Origin of the sequence: Aureimonas pseudogalii (genome assembly GCF_014196835.1) — a bacterium.
Lineage (GTDB): Bacteria > Pseudomonadota > Alphaproteobacteria > Rhizobiales > Rhizobiaceae > Aureimonas > Aureimonas pseudogalii.
In genome coordinates, this window is record NZ_JACIEK010000013.1 from 97,389 (window position 1) to 119,205 (window position 21,817).

Here is a 21,817-nt window from a genome sequence, read left to right on the forward strand (position 1 = left end):
CTCGCGCAGGGCGAAGCGCAACGCGAGGCGCAGATCCTGCAGCCGCCCGCGCTCCGCCGGCGACGCGGCGCCGACGCCGGCGGCGGCGTTCTCGACAGCCGCGCTCACGCGGGCAGCCCGAGCGGGGCGTGGATCTCGCCCGAGCGCACGGCGACCTCGCGCCCGCAGCGCGCGGCGAGCGCGGGATCGTGGGTCACCAGCACGAGCGTCATCCCCCGGCGGCGCTGCTCGGCGAAGAGGAGGTCGGCGACCTGCCGGCCGGTCTCGCCGTCGAGATTGCCGGTGGGCTCGTCGGCGATGAGGATGGCGGGCTCGGGCGCCAGTGCGCGGGCGAGCGCCACGCGCTGCTGCTCGCCGCCCGAAAGCTCGCCCGGATAGTGCGAGACGCGGGGCCCGAGGCCGACGGCGCCGAGCTCCCGCTCGGCCCGCGCGAAGGCGTCGCGATGGCCGGCGAGCTCCAGCGGCACCGCGACGTTCTCGAGCGCGGTCATGTTGGGAATGAGGTGGAAGGACTGGAAGACGATGCCGACATGGCGACCGCGAAAGGCGGCGAGGCGATCCTCCGAAAGGCCGCCGAGATCCTGTCCGGCGATCTCGACGAGGCCCTCGTCGGCCCGCTCCAGGCCCGCGAGCACCATCAGCAGCGTCGACTTGCCCGAGCCCGAGGGCCCGACGATGCCGACCGATTCGCCGCGGGCGACGTCGAGATCGACGCCCTTGAGGACATGGACCGCGCTGCGGCCGGACCCGAGCGTCAGATGAACCTTTCGTAATCGGATCGCAGGTTCTGCCACGTCGGTCGCCTTCCTATATCCATGCGGACGGGCGACGCGCCGGACCGGGCGTCTTCGCAAACGAAGATCGACCGCCGGCAGCGTCATGCCGCAGTGCAGGGATATGGGTGGATGATCGCGCGGTTCCAATCGCTTCTCCTCTTCGTGACGATGGGTCTCGCCTTCGCGAGCGCGCCGGCGCGAGCGCAAGACGCGCCGGCGGCTCCGCCGGAGGTGGTGGCCTTCGGCGACAGCTTGTCGGCGGGCTACGGCGTCGGCCCCGGCGAGAGCTTTCCCGAGCAGCTCGGCGCGGCGCTCGGGGCGGCGGGGGTGGCGGCCAACGTCGTCAATGCCGGCGTCTCCGGCGACACGACGACGGGGGGTCTGGCGCGGCTCGACTGGTCGGTGCCGGAAAGCGCCGCGGTGGTGATCGTGGAGCTCGGCGCCAACGACGCGCTGCGCGGGATTCCCCCCGAGACGACGCGCCGCAATCTCGACGCCATCCTCGCCAAGCTGACGGCGCGGGCCAACACGAAGGTAATCCTTGCGGGCATGCTGGCGCCGCCCAACATGGGGCCGGACTACGCGCAGAGCTTCGATCCGATCTACGGCGAGTTGGCGAAGACTTACCGAGTGCCGCTCTACCCGTTCTTTCTCGACGGCGTCGCCACCGTCGAGGGCATGAACCAGGCCGACTACATGCATCCCAACGCGCGGGGCGTCGCCGTCATCGTGGAGCGCATGCTGCCGCTGGTGAAGACGGCGCTCGGCGCGGGCTGACGTTTGGCGCGAAGCCGGCGTCGCTCAGGTGGCGCGGTGGCGCAGGTCGATCCCGGCCTCGATGGCCAGACGATAGACGCCGCGGCAGGCGGCCATCGCGATGCGCCATACCCGTTCCTCCGCCGCCTCGCGCGCGGCCGACGCCTCGCTGGGTGCGCAGCAGAGCCGGGCGACCACCTCGCCGCCCTCCGTGGTCAGGGCCGCACCGTGGCGGCGCGCGATGCGCAGCATGCGGGAATTGTCTCCCTGGCAGTGCAGCACGAGATGCGCGGCACCCCGGTTGGCGGCGGCGTCGACGAGGCTGGCAAAGAGCCGCGAGCCCGCGCCCTGCCCGCGCCAGTCGGCCTCGATGCTGAAGGCCATCTCGGCTTCGACGCAGGACGGACCGAAGAACCGGAGTTCGCCGAGGCCTCGCAGCACGCCGTCGACGAAGAGGCCGCGGGCGTGCGCATTCGGGTCGGCGACGGTGCGGGCGTAGCGCTCCACGAAGGCCGCGCCCACCGAGCCCGCGAAGCGCTGCCGCCGGCTCGCCGTGTCGAGCCGCAGGAGATGGGCCGCGACATCCGCGCGATCCCCCACGCGCAGGGCACGCACCAGCCCGAGAGCGGGCGAGGAGCCGGACGCATGGGCGGCAACGAACTGCATCGGGGCGGGCATCTCCACGGGGAATCGGCGACCGGGGCTCGAGCCCCGGTCGTCCCGGACTGTAATTGTGCAGCGCGGCAACGAGTACGGATCTTCTGTGCATGGCACCCATGCGTCATCTTGAAGTCAGCTTGGCGTGGTGAACATGTGGGGCGACAGACACTGGGGTCGCAGAGCTTTTCGGAAGGCTCAACGGGCTGGACGAAGCGACGCGCTCCCGATCGGGAAGGACGTCTCATGCCGCGACTGTTCACCGCTCTCGAGATTCCGCGCGACGCGGCTCTCCCGCTCTCGTTCCTGCGCGGCGGCCTGCCGAGCGCCCGCTGGATCGACGCCGAACACTACCACCTGACGCTGCGCTTCCTCGGCGACGTCGACGCGCCCACCGCCGACGAGATCGTCGCGGCGCTCGACCGGGTGGCGCGCGCGCCCTTCTCGCTCTCGCTGCGCGGCGTCGGGGCCTTTGGCTCGAAGAAGCCGCATTCGGTCTATGCCGGCGTCGAGCCCTCGACGGCGCTCGATCAGCTGCAGGGCGACATCGACCGCTCGATGAAGCGGCTCGGCCTACCCTGCGACGCCCGCAAGTTCGTGCCGCACGTGACGCTGGCGCGGCTGCGCCAGCCGAAAGTCGAGGAGGTGGCGCGCTACCTCGCGGGGCGCGGCGACTTCCGCACGCCGAGCTTCACGGTGGGGCGCTTCGTCCTCTACTCCTCGCGCGACTCGGTGGGCGGCGGGCCTTACGTTCTGGAAGAGGCCTTCGCGCTGCGTGCCCCGCGTACCGGCGGCGTGCCGATCGGGGCGGCGTTCGCCGGCGCCGAACGCTGAACGGCTGGACCGGACCTTTGAACGCCGCCGATCCCGCGCCATATGGGACGGCGGAACGACAGAGGAGAGGACCGATGAGCGGGGAACGCGAGACATCGACGGCGAGCGACCCGCTGGGCATCGGCGATGCGCCGGGCATGATCGACCCGCTGGACGAAGGCCCGCCGAAAGCCGCCGCCGGCGCGGTGTTCGCGGGGCGCACGCGCGAGACGCTGGTGGGCGAGGTGCTGCTGCCCGGCGACGAAGAGAAGCAGCAGCGGCAGGAGAAGCGCGTGCGCCGCGGCTTCTTCGGCACGCTGAAGCGGGCCGCGCGCTACATCCCGTTCTCGCAGGACGTCGTCGCCTCCTACCATTGCGCACTCGACCCGCGCACGCCCGCGAGCTCGCGCGGCATCCTCCTCGCCGCGCTCGCCTATTTCGTGCTGCCCTTCGACGTGGTGCCGGACTTCATCGTCGGCCTCGGCTTCACCGACGACGCCGCGGTGCTGCTCGCGGCGCTGACGGCGGTGCGCTCCAACATCCGCCCGGAGCACTACGAGAAGGCGCGCGAGACGCTGGCCGAGGACGAGGAGACCGAAGCCGCGCGCTGACGGGATCGCATCGGCATGCGCTTCTCGTGCCGATGCGTCCGCGACGAGACCGCCAAGCGCTAGACGGTCACGGCGTCGCGACGGGGGCTTTCCCCCGTGTTCGCAACAAACTCTCGCCTCATTTTATCGATTGTTCGGAGGCACTTCGGGGCCGCCGTGACCGGGCGCCCGCGGGTTCGCGGCGTTTGACGCGGCGGATCGCGGCATGCGGATCGGTACGGATCGCACGAGAAAATTCGGGGTTCGTTTACCCTGTGGAAAGAGCTCCTCGCTCACTCTGCGGCTTCGAACCGGCGAGGAAACCGGACGCCTCGGCCGCGAGCCGGGCGCCTCGGCGGCCATACGACTGACGACGAAGCGGGAGCTGAACTCCATGAAATACGTCCTGACGGCGGCGATGGCGATGCTGGTGCTTTCGAGTGCGACCGTGGCGGCCCAGACCCCGACCCGTCTCAACCAGTTCAACGACTGGGGCACCTATTCCTACGACGCCAACGGCGCCAAGGTCTGCTACGTGCTGACGACGCCCAAGACCATGCAGCCGAGCTCGGTCGACCATGGCGACATCTTCTTTCTGGTGACCCAGAAGGGCAAGGCCGCGACCTACGAGCCCCAGGTGGTCATGGGCTACCCGATGAAGGACGGCTCGAAGGTGGTGGTGACCATCGACGGCCGGGCCTTCTCGATGTTCACCCGCGGCGAGAGCGCCTGGATGGAGAACGCCGCCGAGGAGCCGCAGATCGTGGCGGCGCTGCGCAACGGCAAGGCGATGAAGGTGGACGCCACCTCGCAGCGCGGCACAGCCACCAACTACACCTACTCGCTGGCCGGCGTGACGGCGGCGCTGAACTCGATCAAGACCTGCAAATAGCTGCTTCGCCCATGGAAGTGACGAAGGCGCCGGCCGCCCCGCCGGCGCCTTCGTCCGTTCGGTGGCACGCGGAATATGCGGCTCGGCGAGCGTCCGCCGCGGCGTGACTTGCGATTTTTCCGGTTTCGGCCCATTTGAAGGCCATCCGAACGAAATCGCCACTCTCGACGACGCGCCCCGGCGTGACGCCCGTGCCGCAGGATCTCTCCCATGAGCGCGACGATCGACCTGACCTCCGCCGACGCCCGCCCCCGCCCCTCGGCCCCGGCACCCGCGCCGGCCAAGCGCTCGCTGCTCGGCCTGTCGCGCGAAGCGCTGGGCGCCGCGCTGGTGGAGGCCGGCGTGCCCGCGCGCCAGGCGAAGATGCGGGTGCAGCAGCTCTGGCACTGGCTCTACGTGCGCGGCGTCTCCGACATCTCGGAGATGGCGAACGTCTCGCGCGACCTTCGCACCCTTCTCGACGAGAAGTTCGAGATCGCCCGGCCGGAGATTGTGGAAGAGCAGATCTCGGTGGACGGCACGCGCAAGTGGCTGTTCCGCTTTCCCGCGCGGGGCGCCGGGCGCCCGGTGGAGATCGAGACCGTCTACATTCCCGAGGAGGGGCGCGGCACGCTCTGCGTCTCCTCCCAGGTCGGCTGCACGCTGACCTGCACCTTCTGCCACACCGGCACGCAGCGCCTCGTGCGCAATCTGGAGCCCGGCGAGATCGTCAGCCAGCTCCTCACCGCGCGCGCCCGGCTCGGCGACTTTCCCGACGCGGCGACGCCGCAGGGCGCCATCGTGCCGAGCGAGGGGCGCCTCGTCTCCAACGTCGTGATGATGGGCATGGGCGAGCCCCTCTACAATTACGACAACGTGAAGTCGGCATTGGGCGTGGTTTCCGACGGCGACGGGCTGGCCCTGTCGCGCCGCCGCATCACGCTGTCGACCTCGGGCGTCGTGCCGATGATCCCGCGCACCGGCGAGGAGATGGGCGTGATGCTCGCGATCTCGCTCCATGCGGTGACCGACGAGCTGCGCGACGTGCTCGTGCCCATCAACAAGAAGTATCCGCTGAATGAGCTGATGGCGGCCTGCCGCGCCTATCCCGGCCTCTCCAACGCCCGGCGCATCACCTTCGAATACGTGATGCTGAAGGGCGTCAACGACAGCCTCGCGGACGCGCGCCAGCTCGTGCGGCTGCTGCATGGCATTCCCGCCAAGATCAACCTCATCCCCTTCAACCCCTGGCCCGGCACCGACTACGAGTGCTCGGACTGGGACCAGATCGAGCGTTTCGCCGAACTCGTGAACCAGGCCGGCTACGCCTCGCCGATCCGCACCCCGCGCGGGCGCGACATCTTCGCCGCCTGCGGCCAGCTGAAGTCCGAGAGCGAGCGCATGAAGAAGGGCGACCGGCTGGCGATGGAGGCGGCGATCGCGGTCTGAGCGGAGCCCTCTCCCCTCACCGCCGCACGCTCCCATGGTCACGGCCCTCCGCTTTCTCGTCGTCATTCCCATCGGCTTCGTGCTGGCCTGCGCCGCCGCGGCCTTCGCGCTGCTCTGGCCCTTCCTCGACTGGCCGCCCGGCGCCTCGCAGGATCCGTTCCTCATGGTGCAGCTGGTGCTCGGCTTCACCGCGCAGGCCGCGCAGGTGGGCTCGACGGCGCTGGTGCCCTGGGGCCTGTTCATGGGGCTGAGCGAGAGCCTCGGGTGGCGCTCGCTCCTCCTTCACATGGGCGCCGGCCTCGTCGCGGGCTTTGCGGCGATGCGCCTTCTGCCGGGCGGACCGGTGACCGAGACCAGCCTGCAGACGGCCTTCGCGGTGGCCGGCCTCTCCTTCGCGCTCGTCTACTGGCTCGTCGCGGGCCGGGGCGCCGGGCGCTGGCGGCGGTCGCGCCGCACCGCTGCGCCGCCCACCGCCCCCCCCCCGCCTGATCCCGTCCCGAACGCAATCCCCTCCCCCGAAAGGTCCGCCCCATGTCCCGCCGCCCCATCAATCCGCGCGACGCCGCCGAGGCGATGTTCAAGCCGGCCAAGCCCGCGCCCGCCGGCCGCACGGCCGAGCCGGCGCGCGTTCCCGGCACGAGGGAGAGCGTGACGCTGCGCGTCGAGGCGGACGTGCTCGAGCATTTCCAGGCCGACGGGCCGGGCTGGCAGGACCGCATGACCGCCGCGTTGCGCGCCGCCGCCGGGCTCTGATTCCGGATGCTTCCGGCGGCCGCTTGCCGCGAGGCGGCGGCGGCTTAGGTGGCCCCCGATGATCGTGATCCACCATCTGAACAATTCCCGCTCGCAGCGCGTGCTCTGGCTGCTCGAAGAGCTCGGCCTTCCCTACGAGGTGAAGCGCTACGAGCGGCTGAAGACGATGCAGGCGCCGCCCGAGCTGAAGGCGGTGCACCCGCTCGGCAAGTCGCCGATCCTCACCGAGGGCGAGCGGACGATCGCCGAGACCGGCGCGATCGTGACCTACATTCTCGAGACGCATGGCGCGGGGCGGCTGGTGCCGGAGCGGGGCACGCCCGACTACTGGGACTACCAGCATTTCCTGCACTATGCCGAGGGCTCGGCCATGCCGCCGCTCTTCCTCAAGCTCATCCTCTCGCGCATGCCGCAGGAGGCGCCGTTCTTCGCCAAGCCCATTCTGAAAGCGGCGGTGAAGGCGGTGAACGAGCGGCTGCTGGGGCCGCAGCTGGAGACTCATCTCGATCATTGGGACCGATCGCTCGCCGCCACCGGCTGGTTCGCGGGCGCGGACTTTTCGGCCGCCGACGTGATGATGAGCTTTCCGCTGGAGGCGGTGGGCTCGCGCCTCGGCTTTGGCCTGCGCTCGAACATTCCGGCCTTTCTCGCGCGCATCCATGCGCGCCCGGCCTACAGGGAAGCGCTCTCGCGCGGCGGCCCCTACGCCTACGCCTGAGGGTTCAGCGCCACGCGACGAGGATGGCGCCGCCGGCGATCATCGCGACGCCCGCCCAGTTGGCAGGGCCGAGGCGCTCGGCCAGGAACGTCGCGCCGAAGACGGCCACGAGCACCACCGAGAGCTTGTCGATCGGCGCCACCTGCGCGGCCTGCCCGAGTTGCAGCGCCCGATAGTAGCAGAGCCACGAGGCGCCGGTGGCGAGCCCCGAGAGCATGAGGAAGAGAAGCGCGCGGCCCGGCAGTGCCGCCGGGCTCTGCCACTGGCCCTTCGCCGTGACGATGGCGGCGACCAGCGCCAGGATCACCAGCGTGCGGATCAGCGTCGCGTAGTCCGAGGCGATGCCTGACACGCCGACCTTGCCGAAGATCGCGGTGAGCGCGGCGAAGGCGGCCGAGGCGAGCGCCCAGCCGAGCCAGCCCATCAGACGCGGGCCATCAGGATGTTGATCGCGAAGGCCGAGAAGACGCTGGCGAAGACCCAGTCGATCAGCCGCATCACCTTCGGCCGCCGCTTCAGCGCGAGCGCGATCTTGTCCGCCGCCACGATCATCGCGATCGAGATCGGCACCGCGATGGCGATGAAGTAGACGCCGAGGAAGAAGAACTTCTGCGAGGCGTGCGGATCGTCGGCACCCACGAAGACCGGCAGGAAGGTGACGAAGAACAGGATGATCTTCGGGTTGAGGAGATTGATCCCGACCCCGGTCAGCCAGTTCGCGCGGAGCGACTGGCGCCCGCCCGCCTCGCGCTCGAGGCTGAGGGAGGAGCCCTTGCGGATCGCCTGCACCGCCAGCCAGGCGAGATAGGCCGCGCCCGCGAGCTTCAGCGCAAGGAACGCCTCGGGCGAGGCCGCCACCAGCGCCGAGAGCCCCACCGCGGCGAGCGTCGTGTGCACGAGAACGCCCGCGCAGGCACCGAACATCGCCGCCAGACCCGCCGCGCGTCCCTGCGACAGCGTTCGGCCGAGAAACAGCGTCATGTCAGGGCCCGGCGTGATCGTCAGCACGAGGGCGGCGAGTGTGAAGCCGAGAAGCGCGGGGGCGGCGGGCAGGAAATCCATGGGCGTATCCGGCGGCGGGGACCGACCGGCGACGGCCGGTCTTGCGGTCTTCCCTTGCATAATCCCATCCGCGGGCGGGCGCCACCGCCCGGCAAGCAGCGAGACGGCGCGCACTATACGGATTTGTCAGCCCGGCATCATCGGCCCGCAATGTGGGCGCGCTAGGGAAGGCCGCGATCGGCGCAGCACGACGGAGCGGCATCTCATGACCTCGGCCATTCTGCCCCAAGCCGCCGGCCCGCGGCTGCAACCCTCGCGCCGCGCGCTCGCGCAGATCCGCATACGTGCCGTGCGGGCGCCCGCGGAAGCCGGGCGCGACATGGCCCGGCGCCCGGTGCGGTTCCTCGTCTCCGCGATCCTCGTGGCCAGCTTCGTGTTCACCGCGCTCCCCGCGATCGACCTCTCCGTCTCCTCGTGGTTCGCCGGAGCGGACGGCGGCTTCCCGCTCTCGCAGGACCGGGCGCTGCTGGGCTTACGCGACGCCAACCGCCTGGTGCCGCAGATCCTTCTGCCCCTGCTCGCCGGTCTTCTCGCGGCCGAGGCCTGCCGGCCCGGCGCGATGCGGGGGCTGCGCCCGCATCAGGCGCTGTACGTGCTGCTCGTCTACGCCTTGGGGAGCGGGGCGATCGTGCAGGGGCTGAAGGCGCTGGTCGGGCGCGCGCGGCCGAAGGACGTTCTGGCGTTCGGCGGCGACAGCCTCTTTACCGCGCCGTGGCAGATCGCCGGCGAATGCATGCGAAACTGTTCGTTTCCCTCCGGCGAGGCGGGGTCGGGCATGGCGCTGCTGGCGCTGGCCATGCTGCTGCCGCCGGCCCGGCGACGCGCAGGCGTCGCGCTGCTCGCCGTTCCTGCGATCGCCGTCTCGCTCAACCGCGTCGCCTTCGGCTCGCACTTCCTCTCCGACGTGGTGATGTCGTGGCTGCTCGTCGGGCTGGTGCTGGCAAGCCTCCATCGCGTGGCGGAGCACCACGGCGCGGCGTTCGACCAGGCGTTTGCGGACGGCGCGCGGGTGCTGCGCGCGTGGCTCTCGCGGCGCAGAATTCGGGCCTGATCGGCGCGCACGGGGTTTTCGCGGCGCCGTCCCATGCTGTAGAGCGGAACAGATCTCCTCCAGCCTCGGATCCTCGCAGCATGGCTCTTCCCCGCGACGTCAAGAAGGTCGTCCTCGCCTATTCCGGCGGTCTCGACACCTCGATCATCCTCAAGTGGCTGCAGACCGAGCTCGGCGCCGAGGTGGTCACCTTCACCGCCGATCTCGGCCAGGGCGAGGAGCTGGAGCCGGCACGTCGCAAGGCCGAGATGATGGGGATCAAGGAGATCCACATCGAGGACGTGCGCGAGGAGTTCTGCCGCGACTTCGTGTTTCCGATGTTCCGCGCCAACGCCGTCTACGAGGGCACCTATCTCCTCGGCACCTCGATCGCCCGCCCGCTCATCTCCAAGCGCCTCGTCGAGATCGCCCGCGAGTGCGGCGCCGACGCCATCGCCCACGGCGCGACCGGCAAGGGCAACGACCAGGTGCGCTTCGAGCTCTCGGCCTATGCGCTGAACCCCGACATCAAGGTGATCGCGCCCTGGCGCGAATGGGAATTCAAGTCGCGCACCGACCTTCTCGACTTCGCCGAGAAGAACCAGATCCCGGTGGCCAAGGACAAGCGCGGCGAGGCGCCCTTCTCGGTCGACGCCAACCTCCTGCACTCGTCCTCGGAAGGCAAGGTGCTCGAAGACCCCGCCGAGGAAGCGCCCGCTTACGTCTTCCAGCGCACGGTGAGCCCGGAGGAGGCGCCGGACGTCGCGACGACGATCACGATCGGCTTCGCCAAGGGCGACCCGGTGTCGATCGACGGCGCGGCGATGGCGCCGCACGAGCTTCTGGCGCGGCTCAACGATCTCGGCCGCGACAACGGCATCGGCCGGCTCGACCTCGTGGAGAACCGCTTCGTCGGCATGAAGTCGCGCGGCATCTACGAGACCCCCGGCGGCACGATCCTCTTGGCCGCGCACCGCGCCATCGAGAGCATCACGCTCGATCGGGGCGCCGCGCATCTCAAGGACGAGCTGATGCCGCGCTATGCCGAGATGATCTACAACGGCTTCTGGTTCTCGCCGGAGCGCCTGATGCTGCAGGCCGCCATCGACAAGAGCCAGGAGCATGTCGAGGGCACGGTCCGCCTCAAGCTCTACAAGGGCAACGTGATCGTCGTCGGGCGCGAGTCCGACAAGTCGCTCTATTCCGACGCGCTCGTCACCTTCGAGGACGATCACGGCGCCTACGACCAGAAGGACGCGGCGGGCTTCATCCGCCTCAACGCGCTGCGCCTGCGCACGCTCGCCAAGCGCCAGGGGCTCTGATCGAAGCGCATCGGTTGACGGCGGGGCGCGGGCCTCCAGTTGCGGGGGCAACCCGACCTTGGAGCCCCGCACCATGCCCCCTCGCCCGATGCACGCCCACGGCCGCTACGATTATTCGGCGCTGCCGGACCGGCTGGTCTTCGATTGGCCGGGCGGCCACCGGCTCGCGGTCTACGTGGCGCTCAACGTCGAGACCTTCCGCTTCGGCAGCGGCGAGGGCGCGGCGCTGGCGCCCAAACCCGCCGGGCTCGACGTGCTCAACCACGGCTGGCGCGACTGGGGCAACCGCGTCGGCGTCTGGCGCCTGCGCGATCTCGCCGACGAGCTCTCGCTGCCGCTGGCGGTGCTCCTGAACTCCGACGTCTACGAGGACTGCCCGGGCCTTGCCGAGGCGTTTCGCGCCCGCGGCGACGAGATCGTCGGCCATGGCCGCACCAACGCCGAGCGGCAGGGCGATCTCGACGAGGCGGGCGAGCGGGCGCTGATCCGCGAGGCGAGCGAGGCCTATCGCCGGCACGAGGGGCGGCTGCCCGGCGGCTGGCTCGGGCCCTGGATCTCGGAGAGCCCCACGACGCCCGACCTTCTGGAGGAGGAGGGCTACCGCTACCTTCTCGACTGGTGCCACGACGACCAGCCGGTGGCGATGCGCACCCGCTCCGGGTCGGGCATCCTGTCGATTCCCTACAGCCACGAGATCAACGACATCCCGACCGTCACGACGCGGCTCGCGAGCGCCGAGGCGTTCGCCGACATGATCGTCGCCGAGTTCGACGAGCGGCTCGCGGCGTCGGTGAAGGCGCCGAGCGTGATGAGCGTCGCACTGCATCCCTACATCGTCGGCCAGCCCCACCGGCTGCGAGCGCTGCGCCGGGCGCTGTGGCACATCACGGAGCACCGCGACCGGATCTGGCTGACGCGGCCGGGAGAGATCGCACAGGCCTTCGCCGCCCTGTGACTCGGGCGAGGCCGCATGCTGGAGCGGTCCGCCCTACACATCGAGGGCCGGCGTTCCCATTTGAAGGGAAAGACAGGATGGTTTCCTTATGATCCCCTATTCCGTGCTGGACCTCTCCCCCATTCCCGAAGGCGGCACCGCGGCGGACGCGCTCGCCAACACCGTGGCGCTGGCGCAGGCGGCCGAGCGGGCCGGCTACAACCGCTTCTGGCTCGCCGAACACCACAACATGACGGGCATCGCGAGCGCCGCCACGTCGATCGTCATCGGACAGGTCGCCACCCACACGCGCACGATCCGTGTCGGCTCCGGCGGCATCATGCTGCCGAACCATGCCCCACTGGTGATCGCCGAGCAGTTCGGCACGTTGGCGACGCTGTTTCCGGGGCGCATCGACCTCGGTCTCGGGCGCGCGCCCGGCTCCGACATGATGACGGCGCGCGCTCTTCGCCGCTCGCTCGACAATTCCGACAACTTCCCGTCCGACGTGATGGAACTCCTCGCCTATTTTGCCGACGCCGCGCCCGGCCAGCGGCTGCGCGCCGTGCCCGGCGAGGGAACGCACGTGCCCGTCTGGATCCTCGGCTCCAGCCTCTACGGCGCGCAGCTCGCGGCCCATTTCGGCCTGCCCTACGCCTTTGCCTCGCATTTCGCGCCGGCGGCCCTCGACGACGCGGTGGAGGTCTACCGCACCACCTTCCGCCCCTCCGAATATCTCGCCGAGCCCTACTTCATGCTGGCGGCCAACGTCTTCGCCGCCGAGACCGACGAGGCGGCGCGACGGCTCCAGTCGTCGATGCAGCAGGCCTTCGCGCGGCTGCGCTCGGGTCATCCCGGCCCATTGCCGCGCCCCGTCGACGACATCGACGCGGTGCTGAATGCGGGCGAGCGCGCAATGGTGGACGAGGCGATGCGGGTCTCCGCCGTCGGCTCTCCCGCACGCGTCGAAGCCGATCTTTCACGCCTGATCGAGCGCTACCGGCCGGACGAGATGATCCTCACGGGACAGATCCACGATCCCGCCGCGCGCATCGCGTCCTTCGAGATCGCGGCGCGGGCGATGGATCGCCTGGCAAACGGGCGCGAGGCGATCGCGGCCGAGTAGCGTCAGGTCGGTCTCAGCCGACGACCCGCTCGCGCGGGGTGTCGGCGGGCGGCGAGAGGAGATCGATCGGCGCGATGATGTCGGCGTCGTTGGTCAAGTTGGAGCGCAACCGGGCCAGCACGCCCGCCATCGCCACCATCTCCGGCTTCGTCACGCCGCGGGTGGCATGACGGTAGATCTGGTCGAAGAGCGGCGCGAGGCTGTTCATGATGTCGAAGGCCGCGTCGGTGGGCTCGATCAGCTTGGCCCGGCGGTCGCTGGAGTCCACCGTGCGCCGGATCAGGCCACGCCCTTCCAGACGGTCGAGATAGGCCGACAGCGTCATCGGCTCGACGCCCATGCGCTCGGCCAGCGCCGCCTGGCGCGACCCGCGGAAGCGGATGACGTTGCCGAGCGCGCGGATCTCGCCGGGCGTGAGGCCGAGGCCGTTTTCCGCCACCGTGCGCTCGAAATACTGCCGCCAAAGGCGCGACGTATCGGTGAGGAGGAAACCGAACGTATTACCCGAAGTGAGTTCTGACACGTCTGTTCCCGCCTATAGACCGCTCGCAGCGGATCCGACCTCGATATTGACGCGCGAAAAAAATCCGACCGTTCGGACGGGACTAGCGTATCACGGGACGAGGGGAAAGTCCTTTCCCCTACAGTAGCGTGATCATGATACAAGTGTGGCGCAATCTTGATACATAGCGACGACCCGATGGAACAACTCATGCTGGAAAACCACATCGCCGCCTTCGATCGGCGCTTCGCTTTCGCCTCGGCGACGGCCCTGCCGGAGATCGTCGCGATCGGGCCCGCCGACTTCGCGGACGCCTTCGACCGCGCGATGGCAGAGGAGCTCGCCGAGGTCGAGGCCATCGCGAACGCGCCGGGCGAGCCCGGCTTCGACGACACGATCCTGGCGCTCGAGCGCTCGGGGCGGACGCTCTCGCGCGTCGCCTCCCTCTTCTACGCGCTTGCCGGCGCCGAGACGAGCGACGCGCTGCAGGCGGTGGAGCGCGAGGTCTCGCCGAAGCTCTCGCGCCACGGCTCGGCGATCTCGCTCAACCCGGCGCTGTTCGCCCGCATCGACGCGCTGCACGAGCGCCGCGCGGCGCTGGCGCTGACGCCGGAGCAATTGCGGCTGCTGGAGCGCGTGCATGGAGGCTTCCTGCGCTCCGGCGCCCGGCTCCAAGGCCCCCATCGCGAGCGCTTCGCCGACCTCAACGCGCGCCTCGCCGAACTCGGCACGCGCTTCTCGCAGAACGTCCTCGCCGACGAGCGCGCCTATGCGCGCCCCGTGGCGAGGGCCGATCTCGCGGGCCTGCCCGCGTTCCTCGTCTCGGCGATGGCGGACGCGGCCTCGGAGCGCGGACTCGAAGACCATGCGGTGACGCTGTCGCGCTCGGTCATCGTGCCCTTCCTGCAGTTCTGCCCCGACAAGGCGCTGCGCGCGGAGGTCTTCACGGCCTGGTCGCGGCGGGGCGAGAACGAGGGGCCGACCGACAACCGGCCGGTGCTTGCGGAAATCCTGCGGCTGCGGGCCGAGAAGGCTCGGCTTCTCGGCTTCGTAAGCTTTGCCGACTACAAGCTCGACGACACGATGGCCAAGACGCCGGATGCGGTGGAGACACTGCTGCGCGGCGTTTGGGAGAAGGCGCGCGAGCGGGCCGAGGCCGACGCCGGCGTGCTCGCCCGGCTCGCGGCGGAAGCGGGCGACGACGCTCCGCTCGGGCCCGCCGACTGGCGCTACTACGCCGAGAAGCGGCGGCGCGCCGAGTTCGCGATCGACGAGAGCGCGCTGAAATCCTACTTCCAGCTCGACCGGATGATCGAGGCGGCCTTCGACGTCGCGACGCGCCTCTTCGGCCTGCGCTTCCGCGCGCTGCCCGAAGCCGTCGCCTGGCACCCGGACGCGCGCGTCTGGCAGGTGCTTGACGCCGACGGCGCGCCGCGCGGCCTCTTCGTCGGTGATTACTTCGCCCGCTCCTCGAAGCGCTCGGGCGCCTGGATGAGCGCGCTGCGCTCGCAGCACAAGCTCGACGGCGGCCAGCGGCCGGTGATCTACAACGTCTGCAACTTTGCCAAGCCCGCCGCGGGCGAGCCGGCGCTCCTCTCGGTGGACGACGCCAAGACGCTGTTCCACGAGTTCGGCCATGCGCTGCACGGCCTCCTCTCGAACGTCACCTATCCTTCGCTCGCCGGCACGGCCGTCGCGCGCGACTTCGTGGAGCTGCCCTCGCAGCTCTTCGAGCACTGGCTCACCGTTCCCGCCATCCTCAAGGCGCACGCGCTTCATGCCGAGACGGGCGAGCCGCTGCCGCAGGCCGAGGTCGCCAAGCTGAAGGCGGCCGCGACCTTCGACGCAGGGTTCGCCACGGTGGAGTTCACCTCCTCGGCGCTGGTCGACATCGTGCTGCACCGCCAGGGCGAGGCGCCCGCGGACCCGGCAGCGCGCGAGGCCGAGATCCTCGCCAGCCTCGGCATGCCCGCCGCCATCACGATGCGGCACCGCTCGCCTCACTTCGCCCATATCTTCTCGGGCGACGGCTATTCGGCGGGCTACTATTCCTACATGTGGTCGGAGGTGCTCGACGCCGACGCCTTCGAAGCCTTCGAGGAGACGGGCGACGCCTTCGACCCCGCCACCGCCCGACGGCTGCGCGAGAACGTCTATGCCGCCGGCAATTCCGCCGACCCGGCCGGGCTCTACGCGGCCTTCCGCGGCCGGGCGCCGGACCCGCAGGCGATGATGCGCAAGCGCGGCTTCGCGGCCTGAGCGGGCAAGGTCGGCCGAGACGCCTTTCGCTTTTGCGAAAAATCCGCTAAGGAGCGGCCCAATGACGCGACGTCCCTGGGCCGTTTCCTTCGGAAACGTGCCTTTTTACGCGTTCCAACTCCTTCCGGTGGCCCCCAATGAAGCTTCGCAACATCGCGATCATCGCGCACGTCGACCATGGCAAGACGACGCTGGTCGACAAGCTCCTCGCCCAGTCGGGCTCGTTCCGCGAGAACCAGCGCCAGGAAGAGCGCGCGATGGACTCCAACGACCTCGAGAAGGAACGCGGCATCACGATCCTCGCCAAGGCCACCTCGGTCGAGTGGAAGGGCGTGCGCGTCAACATCGTCGACACCCCCGGCCACGCCGACTTCGGCGGCGAGGTGGAGCGCATCCTCAACATGGTGGACGGCGCGGTGATCCTCGTCGACGCCTCCGAGGGGCCGATGCCGCAGACCAAGTTCGTGCTCGGCAAGGCGCTGAAGGTCGGCCTGAAGCCCATCGTCGCGATCAACAAGATCGACCGCCCCGACGAGCGTCACGAGGAAGTGCTGAACGAGATCTTCGATCTCTTCGCCAATCTCGACGCCACCGACGAGCAGCTCGACTTCCCCGTGCTCTACGGGTCGGGCCGCGGCGGCTGGATGGCCACCACGCCGGACGGCTCGCGCGAGGACGGCCTCGAGCCGCTCTTCGACCTCATCCTCAAGCACGTTCCCGAACCCGACACCGCCGGCAAGGACGAGCCCTTCAAGATGATCGGCACGATCCTCGAGGCCAACCCCTTCCTCGGCCGCCTCATCACCGGACGCATCCAGTCCGGCTCGATCAAGCCGAACCAGGCCGTGAAGGTGCTGCACGGCGACGGCACGATCCTCGAGACCGGCCGCATCTCCAAGATCCTCGCCTTCCGCGGCCTCGAGCGCACCCCGCTCGAATACGCCGAGGCCGGCGACATCGTCGCCATCGCGGGCCTTCAGAAGGGCACGGTCGCCGACACGTTCTGCGACCCTGCCGTCTCCGAGCCGCTCGTCGCCCAGCCGATCGACCCGCCGACCGTCACCATGTCCTTCATCGTCAACGATTCGCCGCTTGCCGGCACCGAGGGCGACAAGGTGACCAGCCGTGTCATCCGCGACCGCCTGTTCAAGGAGGCCGAAGGCAACGTCGCGCTGAAGATCGAGGAGTCGGAAGACAAGGATTCCTTCTACGTCTCCGGTCGCGGCGAGCTGCAGCTCGCCGTGCTCATCGAGACCATGCGCCGCGAGGGCTTCGAGATCGGCGTCTCGCGCCCGCGTGTCGTCATGCAGAAGGACGAGGCCACCGGCGAGACGCTGGAGCCGATCGAAGAGGTCGTGATCGACGTCGACGAGGAGCATTCGGGCGTCGTCGTTCAGAAGATGAGCGAGCGCAAGGCCGAGATGATCGAGCTGCGCCCCTCCGGCGGCGGTCGCCAGCGCCTCGTCTTCCACGCGCCGACCCGCGGTCTCATCGGCTACCAGTCGGAACTCCTCACCGACACGCGCGGCACGGCGATCATGAACCGCCTGTTCCACTCCTACCAGCCCTACAAGGGCCAGCTCGCGGGCCGCAACAACGGCGTGCTGATCTCGTCCGAGGACGGTGAGTCGGTGGCCTACGCCATGTTCAACCTGGAAGACCGCGGCCCGATGGTGATCGACCCCGGCGTCAAGGTCTACCAGGGCATGATCATCGGCATCCACACGCGCGACAACGATCTCGAAGTGAACGTCCTCAAGGGCAAGAAGCTCACCAACATGCGCGCCTCCGGCAAGGACGAGGCCGTCAAGCTGACGCCGCCGATCCGCATGACGCTCGACCGCGCGCTCTCCTGGATCCAGGACGACGAGCTCGTCGAGGTGACGCCGAAGACCATCCGCCTGCGCAAGCTCTATCTCGATTCCAACGAGCGCAAGCGCTTCGAGAAGAGCCGCAAGGTCGCCTGATCGCGGCCGTTCCGCGACGGCACGGGCATTGGAGAGGGCGGGCGCTTCGGGGCCCGCCCTTTTTCGTGTCCGCGCCCCCGCTTGGCATCGGGCCGGTGCCTTCCCACCTCTCGCCAATGCGCAAGACGGCTGGCGGGCGGCAATTTCGGCGCGCCTGAACGGGAGAGACGAGAATGGGACTTCTATCGGGACTGCTCGGCCTTGCGAGCGACGTCGACACCGGCGCGCTCGCCCGCGAGTTGGAGCCGATCCTCCTGCCCGACGAGACCATCGAGGTCGCCTTCCAGGTGCTGCGCGACCAGATGGTCTTCACCGACCGCCGGGTGGTCCTCATCGACAAGCAGGGCATGACCGGACGCAAACGCGCCTACCATTCGATCCCCTACCGCGCGATCACGATGTTCTCGGTCGAGACCGCCGGCTCGTTCGACACCGATGCCGAACTGCGGATCTGGGTCGCCGGCCAGACCCAGCCCTTCCTGCAGAACCTCTCGCGCGGCACCAACCTCGCGGGCATCCAGAAGGCGCTCGCGAGCGGCGTCCTGCGACGCTAGGGCATCGCGGCGGGCGGGCGCGCCGATGTGAACCATCCCCGTGGAAAGGCGCGGGCGTGCGTTGTGCCGCACGCCCGATCTCGCTAATGCGACGTGATGATCGATCTTCTCACCTTCTTCGCGCCACATTTTGTTCGCAGCCGCGGATCGAATGAGCGCGGTCAGGGTTAACGCTTCATGAAGACGATCGCCGCCGAGATCCGCCTCGCCGAGACCCGTGATGCCGCCGCGCTCGCGCCGGTGCATGCGGCCTCTTGGCAGGCGGCCTATGGGGGGCTCATTCCGCATCGTTCGCTCTCGCGAATGCTGGAACGGCGCGGCGCGCCCTGGTGGCGGCAGGCCATCGTCAACCGCGCCACCATCCTCGTCGTCGAATATGGCGGCGAGATCGTCGGCTACGCCACGATCGGCCGCAACCGGACACACGCCCTGACTGTCGAAGGCGAGATCTACGAGATCTACCTGCGGCCCGAGTTCCAGGGCATAGGCTTCGGGCGTCGGCTCTTCGACAGCGCCCGGACGCTTCTGCGGGCGCGCGGCCTCAAGGGTCTCGCCGTCTGGGCGCTGGAAGACAACGACAACGCGCTGCGCTTCTACGAGGCCTGCGGTGGCGTCGACATCGCCACGGGCTCGGAAAACTTCGAAGGCCGGATTCTGCGCAAGGTGGCCTTCACCTTCTCCTGAGGAGCGCCGAAGCGCACTCTGCCGCCCGGACGGTGTCGACGTCCACGCAGCGGACTCGTCCCGCATTGCCTCACCTTCGCCGAACGGCTAGGAACGCGAGACGGACATCGGAGAACTCCATGCGCATCGACGCCATCGCCCGGGGCAAGAACCCGCCGGAAGACATCAACGTCATCATCGAAGTGCCGGTCGGCGGTCACCCGATCAAGTACGAGATGGACAAGGAGGCCGGCGCGCTCTTCGTCGACCGCTTCCTCTACACGCCGATGACCTATCCCGGCAATTACGGCTTCGTGCCGCACACGCTCTCGGACGACGGCGACCCGATCGACGTGCTGGTGTGCTCGACGCGTCCGCTGTTTCCCGGTTGCGTCATCAACTGCCGCCCGATCGGCGTCCTCATGATGGAGGACAACAAGGGTCTGGACGAGAAGGTGATCGCGGTCCCCTCGCCCGAGCTGACGCAGCGCTACACCAACGTGCACGAGCACACCGATCTGCCGGACATCACGCTCAAGCAGATCGAGCATTTCTTCGAGCACTACAAGGATCTGGAGCCCGGCAAGTGGGTGAAGATCGGCGGCTGGCACGGCTCGGCCAAGGCCAAGGACCTGATCCGCGAGGCCGTGGTGCGCTTCGACAACGCCAAGGAGTCGGAGAAGAACCCGACGCCGGTGGGTCAGGAAAACGCCTGAGCCGACGTGGCTTCGTTCCAAAGACCTTGAACGGGCGGGGATCGGGGGATCCTCGCCCGTTCGGCGTCGGAGGCATGTTCGCCGAAGACCGGCGTCAGGGCTGCCTTGCCAGCCAGAGCGTTCCCAGCCGGCGCGTCGCGTCGCCGGCACGCCCGACGAGGCCGGGTCGATCGACGCCGCAGCGAAAGCCCGCCGCCTCCTCGTCGGCGACGCGCGTCGCTGTCGTGCGCGCCGCCGCGCCGGCCTCGCCGTCCACCAGCGCGACCACGCAACCGGGTCGCTCCGGCGTTCCCGGTTTCAGCACCACGATCCATTGCATCGCCGGGTCGGCCCCCTCCGCGGCAAAGCCATAGCGAAGGAGCGCGGCCACCGGACGCTCGCCGAGAAGCCGCCAGTCGAGCGTGCGCGACAAGCGTGCGGCTTTCGGCAAAGGTGACGGAAAACCCGCGGGCGCCCCGAGGGCGACACGGCGATCATCCTCCGATCCCGCCAGGAAGACGTCGGTACCAACCAGCCCCGAACAGCGCAGCACCGACGCGTCGCCCGGCAGGGGATCGGCGACGCAGAAATGCGGCAGAAGCGGCGACGCCGCGCCCGAAAGAGCCGCCCCATCGAAGGCTTTCGCCGCCGGGACCGTTGCGCTCAAGACTGAAAACACGACGAAAAGCGAAGCCGACATGGATGTGAGGCTAGCGTCCCTTCACGCAGGCGCAAGCACCTTCGCCTCTCCTAGTAGATTGCACCGAGCGGGATGTCGCTCGGCCGTCCGCGTTGGCCGGAGCGGCACGAGGCGTCGTTCCCATCATCGTCTTCCGCGGTGAGACGAACGACGCGGCCCGTCAATCGCCGTCAGAGGCCGGCGCGATAGACGGCGGGAATGGCGTAGATGTAGATCAACTGCTGCAGGAAGAAGATGATCAACAACACCACGAGAGGCGACAGGTCGAGGCCGCCGAGATTGGGGAGCACGCGCCGGATCGGCCGGTAGAGCGGCTCCGTCATACGGGACAGAATGTCGGTGATCGTGCGCACGAACTGGTTGCGGTAGTCGAGAATGTTGAACGCGAGGAGCCAGGACAGGATCGCCGACGCGATGATGATCCACCACGCCATGTTGAGGACAAGGAGAACGACTTGAATGACGGCGAGCATGGGCGGGGATCGGCCTTCTGAAAAGATTGCAGCGGTACCGGATGGCGCGCTGCCGGAGCGTTGAGTCTCGCCGAGCGAGATGGGGATTTTGCTAACGAAAGCCAACCGAATTCGTCTTGAAGGGCATGATGTTGGTAAAACGCCGGGAACCGCCGTCCGCCATCGCTTGACAGCCTCATCCCTCCCGACGTACATCCACCGCACTGGTGAGGGGCTGTAGCTCAGTTGGGAGAGCGCGTCGTTCGCAATGACGAGGTCAGCGGTTCGATCCCGCTCAGCTCCACCAGATCTCCCATCGCCACAGGTTATCCGGTCGCGTTTTCGCGGGCGATCCACCCAATGCGAAGACATTGCCGAATGACCTCCGACCGACAATGAACGGACGAGTTCGGGCTGGCGGAGCGTCGTGGGCGTCGGGCGACTCGGTCGCAAGCCGAGTGCGACAGTCTTAGGATCGTTTTTCAACGACTGTTGATAGCCATTCGGTCGTTGGCGGGGATCACGGATGAGTCCGTACAGCGCTAGCAGCTTTGATATCCCAAGCCGTTCCCTACGGCGACGAGGTCAGACGGTTTTGCGGCCGTTCGAAGCATTGGCGTGGATCGCCTTGCGACGACGGCCACTCCAATTCACCGCCCCCCCAGCCGATCTCTGAATGATCGTTAAGGCTTCGCCGAACGTCCGAGCGATTGGCCCTTCATTCCGTAAGGCCAGCGGTCGCGCCCGAGAACGGATCCGAAGATGATGGATCGAAGTCGGTGAGAGTTTGGCGGACGCAGGCTGCGTTCGGGCGCGAGGCGCGTTGCGACGGGGTGGGGAGCGAAAAACGATCGGCCCGCCGTCCTCCTTCGACATCGACGACCGGACTCGCTGCCTGTTTCAAAGACGGATCGGAGGTCGCGCCACACACCCATTCCGTTGCGATGCGAGAGCCGGGTTACGAAGGCGACGCGTCCGGCTCGACGTCAATACGCTTGCGCATGCAGGAGGACGGCGCCGGCTACGTCGGGCGGCGGTCCGGTTCGGATTCACGCGAGTGGGAATCCTGCTTTTCTTTCCATTTCTCGAATCTTGTCAGTTTCGCACCGGATTTTGATAGCTGATCGATCAAGGCGTTGCGTGGTGCAGATGGCCGGTGCAGAGGGAC

The 21,817-nt window shown here is 68.9% G+C and carries 24 protein-coding genes and 1 tRNA gene; 18 read left to right on the plus strand and 7 right to left on the minus strand.

What is annotated here, in order from left to right; all coding sequences use genetic code 11:
• Positions 1-104: 104 nt before the first annotated feature.
• The gene (locus tag GGR04_RS18910; protein ID WP_183201463.1) at positions 105-794 is read right to left on the minus strand and encodes an ABC transporter ATP-binding protein; all 690 of its coding nucleotides are present in this window, start codon (positions 792-794) and stop codon (positions 105-107) included.
• 111 nt (positions 795-905) lie between these two features.
• On the opposite strand from GGR04_RS18910, the gene GGR04_RS18915 reads away from it, so the two are divergent.
• Entirely contained in the window at positions 906-1,553 is a 648-nt protein-coding gene (locus GGR04_RS18915) for an arylesterase (RefSeq protein ID WP_183201464.1), read from the plus strand.
• 24 nt (positions 1,554-1,577) lie between these two features.
• Here the strand turns inward: GGR04_RS18915 and GGR04_RS18920 are convergent, their stop codons facing one another.
• The gene (locus GGR04_RS18920; RefSeq protein WP_183201465.1) at positions 1,578-2,198 is read right to left on the minus strand and encodes a GNAT family N-acetyltransferase; all 621 of its coding nucleotides are present in this window, start codon (positions 2,196-2,198) and stop codon (positions 1,578-1,580) included.
• A gap of 237 nt (positions 2,199-2,435) precedes the next feature.
• Between GGR04_RS18920 and thpR the strand changes: the two genes are divergently transcribed.
• The 7 genes from thpR to GGR04_RS18950 all read left to right on the plus strand — a co-directional run bounded on the left by thpR (position 2,436) and on the right by GGR04_RS18950 (position 7,383).
• Complete coding sequence (gene thpR, locus GGR04_RS18925; protein WP_183201466.1) at positions 2,436-3,023, plus strand: RNA 2',3'-cyclic phosphodiesterase; 588 nt, start codon at positions 2,436-2,438, stop codon at positions 3,021-3,023.
• 185 nt (positions 3,024-3,208) lie between these two features.
• Complete coding sequence (locus tag GGR04_RS18930) at positions 3,209-3,613, plus strand: YkvA family protein (protein ID WP_376769876.1); 405 nt, start codon at positions 3,209-3,211, stop codon at positions 3,611-3,613.
• 373 nt (positions 3,614-3,986) lie between these two features.
• On the plus strand, positions 3,987-4,484 hold the full coding sequence (locus GGR04_RS18935) for an invasion associated locus B family protein (RefSeq protein WP_183201467.1): 498 nt from the start codon (positions 3,987-3,989) through the stop codon (positions 4,482-4,484).
• Positions 4,485-4,694: 210 nt separating this feature from the next.
• On the plus strand, positions 4,695-5,912 hold the full coding sequence (gene rlmN / locus GGR04_RS18940) for a dual-specificity RNA methyltransferase RlmN (RefSeq protein WP_183201468.1): 1,218 nt from the start codon (positions 4,695-4,697) through the stop codon (positions 5,910-5,912).
• Positions 5,913-5,946: 34 nt separating this feature from the next.
• On the plus strand, positions 5,947-6,564 hold the full coding sequence (locus tag GGR04_RS24060; protein WP_246393355.1) for a hypothetical protein: 618 nt from the start codon (positions 5,947-5,949) through the stop codon (positions 6,562-6,564).
• Positions 6,486-6,665 carry a BrnA antitoxin family protein gene (locus tag GGR04_RS18945; protein WP_246393357.1) on the plus strand — a complete coding sequence of 60 codons (180 nt, stop codon included), beginning with the start codon at positions 6,486-6,488 and terminating at the stop codon, positions 6,663-6,665. The genes GGR04_RS24060 and GGR04_RS18945 overlap by 79 nt, the downstream gene beginning before the upstream one ends.
• A 58-nt stretch (positions 6,666-6,723) precedes the next feature.
• Positions 6,724-7,383 (plus strand): glutathione S-transferase family protein, encoded by a 660-nt coding sequence (locus GGR04_RS18950; protein WP_183201470.1) that lies wholly within the window; start codon positions 6,724-6,726, stop codon positions 7,381-7,383.
• Positions 7,384-7,387: 4 nt separating this feature from the next.
• Here GGR04_RS18950 and GGR04_RS18955 read toward each other — a convergent pair whose 3' ends face one another.
• Together GGR04_RS18955 and GGR04_RS18960 are read right to left on the minus strand one after the other, a co-directional pair.
• On the minus strand, positions 7,388-7,807 hold the full coding sequence (locus GGR04_RS18955) for an EamA family transporter (RefSeq protein WP_183201471.1): 420 nt from the start codon (positions 7,805-7,807) through the stop codon (positions 7,388-7,390).
• Positions 7,807-8,445: a LysE family translocator gene (locus GGR04_RS18960; protein ID WP_183201472.1), complete on the minus strand. Its 639-nt coding sequence runs from the start codon at positions 8,443-8,445 to the stop codon at positions 7,807-7,809. Before GGR04_RS18960 ends, GGR04_RS18955 begins: the two co-directional genes overlap by 1 nt.
• 205 nt (positions 8,446-8,650) lie before the next feature.
• Between GGR04_RS18960 and GGR04_RS18965 the strand changes: the two genes are divergently transcribed.
• The 4 genes from GGR04_RS18965 to GGR04_RS18980 all read left to right on the plus strand — a co-directional run bounded on the left by GGR04_RS18965 (position 8,651) and on the right by GGR04_RS18980 (position 12,857).
• On the plus strand, positions 8,651-9,496 hold the full coding sequence (locus GGR04_RS18965; RefSeq protein ID WP_183201473.1) for a phosphatase PAP2 family protein: 846 nt from the start codon (positions 8,651-8,653) through the stop codon (positions 9,494-9,496).
• A gap of 80 nt (positions 9,497-9,576) precedes the next feature.
• On the plus strand, positions 9,577-10,797 hold the full coding sequence (locus tag GGR04_RS18970; protein ID WP_183201474.1) for an argininosuccinate synthase: 1,221 nt from the start codon (positions 9,577-9,579) through the stop codon (positions 10,795-10,797).
• A gap of 73 nt (positions 10,798-10,870) precedes the next feature.
• Complete coding sequence (locus tag GGR04_RS18975) at positions 10,871-11,752, plus strand: polysaccharide deacetylase family protein (protein ID WP_246393359.1); 882 nt, start codon at positions 10,871-10,873, stop codon at positions 11,750-11,752.
• Positions 11,753-11,840: 88 nt separating this feature from the next.
• A complete protein-coding gene (locus GGR04_RS18980) occupies positions 11,841-12,857 on the plus strand; it encodes an LLM class flavin-dependent oxidoreductase (RefSeq protein ID WP_183201475.1) in 1,017 nt (338 codons plus the stop codon).
• Between the two features lie 13 nt (positions 12,858-12,870).
• Here the strand turns inward: GGR04_RS18980 and GGR04_RS18985 are convergent, their stop codons facing one another.
• Positions 12,871-13,380, minus strand: coding sequence for a MarR family winged helix-turn-helix transcriptional regulator (locus tag GGR04_RS18985; RefSeq protein ID WP_183201476.1), 510 nt, complete (start codon positions 13,378-13,380; stop codon positions 12,871-12,873).
• Positions 13,381-13,569: 189 nt separating this feature from the next.
• Here GGR04_RS18985 and GGR04_RS18990 point away from each other — a divergent pair, with 189 nt between their 5' ends.
• From GGR04_RS18990 to ppa, 5 genes are all read left to right on the plus strand, one after another.
• Positions 13,570-15,618 (plus strand): M3 family metallopeptidase, encoded by a 2,049-nt coding sequence (locus tag GGR04_RS18990; protein WP_183201498.1) that lies wholly within the window; start codon positions 13,570-13,572, stop codon positions 15,616-15,618.
• A 137-nt stretch (positions 15,619-15,755) separates the two neighbouring features.
• Positions 15,756-17,585, plus strand: coding sequence for a translational GTPase TypA (gene typA / locus GGR04_RS18995; RefSeq protein WP_183201477.1), 1,830 nt, complete (start codon positions 15,756-15,758; stop codon positions 17,583-17,585).
• Positions 17,586-17,758: 173 nt separating this feature from the next.
• The gene (locus tag GGR04_RS19000) at positions 17,759-18,139 is read left to right on the plus strand and encodes a PH domain-containing protein (protein WP_183201478.1); all 381 of its coding nucleotides are present in this window, start codon (positions 17,759-17,761) and stop codon (positions 18,137-18,139) included.
• A 177-nt stretch (positions 18,140-18,316) separates the two neighbouring features.
• Positions 18,317-18,823, plus strand: coding sequence for a GNAT family N-acetyltransferase (locus GGR04_RS19005; RefSeq protein ID WP_183201479.1), 507 nt, complete (start codon positions 18,317-18,319; stop codon positions 18,821-18,823).
• A gap of 119 nt (positions 18,824-18,942) precedes the next feature.
• A complete protein-coding gene (ppa, locus tag GGR04_RS19010; RefSeq protein ID WP_183201480.1) occupies positions 18,943-19,518 on the plus strand; it encodes an inorganic diphosphatase in 576 nt (191 codons plus the stop codon).
• Between the two features lie 94 nt (positions 19,519-19,612).
• Here the strand turns inward: ppa and GGR04_RS19015 are convergent, their stop codons facing one another.
• Together GGR04_RS19015 and GGR04_RS19020 are read right to left on the minus strand one after the other, a co-directional pair.
• The gene (locus GGR04_RS19015) at positions 19,613-20,164 is read right to left on the minus strand and encodes a hypothetical protein (protein ID WP_183201481.1); all 552 of its coding nucleotides are present in this window, start codon (positions 20,162-20,164) and stop codon (positions 19,613-19,615) included.
• Positions 20,165-20,367: 203 nt separating this feature from the next.
• Positions 20,368-20,670 (minus strand): YggT family protein, encoded by a 303-nt coding sequence (locus GGR04_RS19020; protein WP_183201482.1) that lies wholly within the window; start codon positions 20,668-20,670, stop codon positions 20,368-20,370.
• 210 nt (positions 20,671-20,880) lie between these two features.
• Between GGR04_RS19020 and GGR04_RS19025 the strand changes: the two genes are divergently transcribed.
• Positions 20,881-20,956: transfer RNA gene (locus GGR04_RS19025), tRNA-Ala, on the plus strand.
• Positions 20,957-21,817 lie beyond the last annotated feature (861 nt).

What these genes read in the sequence shown, in the direction of transcription:
- GGR04_RS19005 (WP_183201479.1), top strand. Translation starts at nt 18,317, where the DNA reads ATGAAGACGATCGCCGCCGAGATCCGCCTCGCCGAGACCCGTGATGCC.
- GGR04_RS18990 (WP_183201498.1), top strand. Translation starts at nt 13,570, where the DNA reads ATGCTGGAAAACCACATCGCCGCCTTCGATCGGCGCTTCGCTTTCGCC.
- GGR04_RS18945 (WP_246393357.1), top strand. Translation starts at nt 6,486, where the DNA reads ATGTTCAAGCCGGCCAAGCCCGCGCCCGCCGGCCGCACGGCCGAGCCG.
- ppa (WP_183201480.1), top strand. Translation starts at nt 18,943, where the DNA reads ATGCGCATCGACGCCATCGCCCGGGGCAAGAACCCGCCGGAAGACATC.
- GGR04_RS18920 (WP_183201465.1), bottom strand. Translation starts at nt 2,198, where the DNA reads ATGCAGTTCGTTGCCGCCCATGCGTCCGGCTCCTCGCCCGCTCTCGGG.
- GGR04_RS24060 (WP_246393355.1), top strand. Translation starts at nt 5,947, where the DNA reads ATGGTCACGGCCCTCCGCTTTCTCGTCGTCATTCCCATCGGCTTCGTG.
- GGR04_RS18965 (WP_183201473.1), top strand. Translation starts at nt 8,651, where the DNA reads ATGACCTCGGCCATTCTGCCCCAAGCCGCCGGCCCGCGGCTGCAACCC.
- GGR04_RS18970 (WP_183201474.1), top strand. Translation starts at nt 9,577, where the DNA reads ATGGCTCTTCCCCGCGACGTCAAGAAGGTCGTCCTCGCCTATTCCGGC.
- GGR04_RS18950 (WP_183201470.1), top strand. Translation starts at nt 6,724, where the DNA reads ATGATCGTGATCCACCATCTGAACAATTCCCGCTCGCAGCGCGTGCTC.
- GGR04_RS18955 (WP_183201471.1), bottom strand. Translation starts at nt 7,807, where the DNA reads ATGGGCTGGCTCGGCTGGGCGCTCGCCTCGGCCGCCTTCGCCGCGCTC.
- GGR04_RS18935 (WP_183201467.1), top strand. Translation starts at nt 3,987, where the DNA reads ATGAAATACGTCCTGACGGCGGCGATGGCGATGCTGGTGCTTTCGAGT.
- GGR04_RS18980 (WP_183201475.1), top strand. Translation starts at nt 11,841, where the DNA reads ATGATCCCCTATTCCGTGCTGGACCTCTCCCCCATTCCCGAAGGCGGC.
- GGR04_RS19020 (WP_183201482.1), bottom strand. Translation starts at nt 20,670, where the DNA reads ATGCTCGCCGTCATTCAAGTCGTTCTCCTTGTCCTCAACATGGCGTGG.
- GGR04_RS18975 (WP_246393359.1), top strand. Translation starts at nt 10,871, where the DNA reads ATGCCCCCTCGCCCGATGCACGCCCACGGCCGCTACGATTATTCGGCG.
- GGR04_RS19000 (WP_183201478.1), top strand. Translation starts at nt 17,759, where the DNA reads ATGGGACTTCTATCGGGACTGCTCGGCCTTGCGAGCGACGTCGACACC.
- GGR04_RS18915 (WP_183201464.1), top strand. Translation starts at nt 906, where the DNA reads ATGATCGCGCGGTTCCAATCGCTTCTCCTCTTCGTGACGATGGGTCTC.
- thpR (WP_183201466.1), top strand. Translation starts at nt 2,436, where the DNA reads ATGCCGCGACTGTTCACCGCTCTCGAGATTCCGCGCGACGCGGCTCTC.
- GGR04_RS18960 (WP_183201472.1), bottom strand. Translation starts at nt 8,445, where the DNA reads ATGGATTTCCTGCCCGCCGCCCCCGCGCTTCTCGGCTTCACACTCGCC.
- rlmN (WP_183201468.1), top strand. Translation starts at nt 4,695, where the DNA reads ATGAGCGCGACGATCGACCTGACCTCCGCCGACGCCCGCCCCCGCCCC.
- typA (WP_183201477.1), top strand. Translation starts at nt 15,756, where the DNA reads ATGAAGCTTCGCAACATCGCGATCATCGCGCACGTCGACCATGGCAAG.